3 protein-coding genes are annotated in these 2,697 nt (G+C 41.3%); 1 reads left to right on the top strand and 2 read right to left on the bottom strand.

All coding sequences use genetic code 11. The annotated features are described in order from the left end of the window. Window positions 1–178: 178 nt before the first annotated feature. Complete coding sequence (locus tag IM515_RS17720; protein ID WP_287629104.1) at window positions 179–1,552, bottom strand: 1-acyl-sn-glycerol-3-phosphate acyltransferase; 1,374 nt, start codon at window positions 1,550–1,552, stop codon at window positions 179–181. A 36-nt stretch (window positions 1,553–1,588) separates the two neighbouring features. On the opposite strand from IM515_RS17720, the gene IM515_RS17715 reads away from it, so the two are divergent. Continuing rightward, window positions 1,589–1,759 (top strand): hypothetical protein, encoded by a 171-nt coding sequence (locus IM515_RS17715; RefSeq protein WP_287632857.1) that lies wholly within the window; start codon window positions 1,589–1,591, stop codon window positions 1,757–1,759. A 143-nt stretch (window positions 1,760–1,902) separates the two neighbouring features. Here the strand turns inward: IM515_RS17715 and IM515_RS17710 are convergent, their stop codons facing one another. Further along, the gene (locus tag IM515_RS17710) at window positions 1,903–2,691 is read right to left on the bottom strand and encodes a Uma2 family endonuclease (RefSeq protein ID WP_287695583.1); all 789 of its coding nucleotides are present in this window, start codon (window positions 2,689–2,691) and stop codon (window positions 1,903–1,905) included. Between the last annotated feature and the right edge of the window lie 6 nt (window positions 2,692–2,697).

Raw genomic sequence — 2,697 nt, 5'->3', positions numbered from 1 at the left:
TCCGATCTATAACTGATAACTGATAACTGATAACTGATAACTGATAACTGATAACTGATAACTGATAACTGATAACTGATAACTGATAACTGATAACTGATAACTGATAACTGATAACTGATAACTGATAACTGATAACCGACTCCACCAACAAACTTTTTCAGCAAACCCTAATTATCTACTGATGAATAATTAAACTTTCTAAACTGGTTTGTAAATCTTGGGTTAATTGTGCTACGGCCGAGCGTCGATCGCTTTTATAATCGGCATAGCGCTCGGATACAGAAATAGGTTTACCAATAGTTATTATCGCTTTTTGTTGACCAATTTGGGGACGAAAAAAGGGATTACCTCCCTTAATTCTTGTTACTAAATCCCAGAGTAATAAAATTGTCTCGGCAAATCTTTCTACGCTGGGTTTTTCTTTGACATAATAACCAGTTACTGACACAAAACTTTCCACAATTCTCATGTGCCACATTCTTAAATTAGCTTCATCAGCTAGTCGATCAGCTAATCCTAATTCAAGGGGAGAAATAGAATGAGTGGGTTTTAATTCTTCCCGATAAATGCGTTCCCATCCTGCTTGTTCCAAACGACGACAGCGCTCGATCACATTACCATGAGGAGAAAGATGAAAATACTTTTCTGCGGTTTGTAGGGCCACATCTAATAAATTGGCTAAACGTTTGGCTAGGGTTTCATTTGGATCATCACCATTGGCAGGTACTACAGGTAAAGATTGATAGTAGAAATCTCGATAAAAATCCTCCATTAAGGATAATAATCTTTGTCCTAACCGAAAAAGACGCTCGTATAAAACATTTTCTTCTAGGGATGAATTCGGGATTGATTCTAAACCGCTATCGGTTTCTAAATTAGTTAAAATTCGCTCGATTTCTTGCCACACTGGAGTCAGATAAAAATACTGAATACCAATAGGTAAAATAATCACTTCTTGCTGTTGTTTAGCTTTTCTGACATCATCCACCCCCCAAAAAGCCAATTGAGAAATACCCGGTTCAATCGCACTGACAAGCTCATTATGTCCGTTAGTTGCCCCTTCCGGAGCAGCGGCTAAAGGATAATCTCCTTCTAATAATAAACGACGAGCCGAACGCAATCCGATTAAATCGGCTTTTCCCCGTTGAATTGGTGTGCCACCTAACTTAGAATATAACCATCCTACCCTTTCTCCCGCCCATAAAGGAATCCCTCGATCATACATAAAATGAGCGTGAATTGGATTGTTTAATTTTATTCCTAACTCTTGGGCTTTTTTGGGTACTAATTTCCACACAAGATAGGCCATACAGTAGGGATCGTTAATACTGGGATGACGGAAAGCGAGCAGTAAACGGACTTTTTTCTCTTGACTTTTTTGATAAAATGTGATTAAAGTTTCTAGATTGGCGGCCGAAATTTCTCTTAAGTTGGTTTGAGTTTGTAACCAAAGAGGTAAAAAGATTTGACATCCCTTTAAAAGCAAGGGATTAAGGTCAGGGGGGATAAATTCGAGGGGAGGTTGCGCGCCCAAAGATAGATTAGACATATAAGTATAAGTGGTCGTGTCAAATAAATTTTCTAGTTGAGACAGTTATCAGTTATCAGTTATCAGTTATCAGTTATCAGTTATCAGTTATCAGTTATCAGTTATCAGTTATCAGTTATCAGTTATCAGTTTACTGTTTACTGTTTACTGTTTAAGAAAGAATCCAAGAAAACTCTGATCAATAATTACCCACTGTCCAAAAGCTAATCACAGCAGCAAACAGGTGTCGAGCTAGATTTCAAATAGACTGGGATTGCAGGAACCCTCCACCGTGAAAGGAGAAATTAACCGACTTTAAGCGAGGAGGAACACCAGTAGTTTACCTCCTCACCTAAACAAATACAGCTATACTATAGCTCTATCCCCATTTCCTGCAAACGAGCCGCCAGCCGTTGAGAACGCTGTCTTTCCGCTTCCAGAGCTTGCTGAGTAGCATTTAATTGCTCTTGTGCTGCAGCCGCTCGCTCCTGTGCTGCTTCTTCTGGCAAGGGGATTAAATTGCCTTCCGAGTCATAAAATCTGGCCCAGATTGCCGTTTCTCGGTCAATAGTACCCTCCCAAGTTCCCAACCAATAGCCTAAGGTTTCGCACCATAACCAGCCGCGCTCGTTTCGTTCTAAAGAATGGTAACGTTGGTCGGCCCCTAAATGCCATCCTTGTAAAGAATTGCCATCAAAAGGATCGTAGATGAAATAATCCGGCGTGCGGAAGGTTCCCTCATAAATTGCCTTTTTTCGCACTTTATCAGTCTTAGCGGTACTAGGAGAGGTTAATTCCACGATAACATCAGGATAACGTCCCTCTTCTTCCCAAATTACCCAACCCTGTCGCTCTCTCGTGCCATCGACATTGAGGACAGCAAAGAAATCGGGCCCGCGAAAATCGCGATTTTTCGCCTGTTCGCGGCTGAAATAAATAAACATATTGCCACTGGTGTAGAAGTCGTCTCGTTCGCCGTAACCCTGCTGTAGGGAGCGAATCAGGACATTCATGGCAATGCGGTGTCGGTTGCTTTCCAAGGGTTCACCATCATCAAAAATTAAGTCTGTGGGGGGTGGGGGGGGTTCCCAGAAGTCCTCGAAATCTTCTTCTATCAGTGCCGGAGAGGTGGCAGTTTCGTCGCTTTTGGCAATCGTCATTTTTTC

Source organism: Microcystis sp. M44BS1 (assembly GCF_020244875.1).
GTDB classification, from domain to species: domain Bacteria; phylum Cyanobacteriota; class Cyanobacteriia; order Cyanobacteriales; family Microcystaceae; genus Microcystis; species Microcystis panniformis.
The sequence above is the reverse complement of the archived record's forward strand: the minus strand, read 5'-3'. Positions and strand labels throughout refer to the sequence as shown.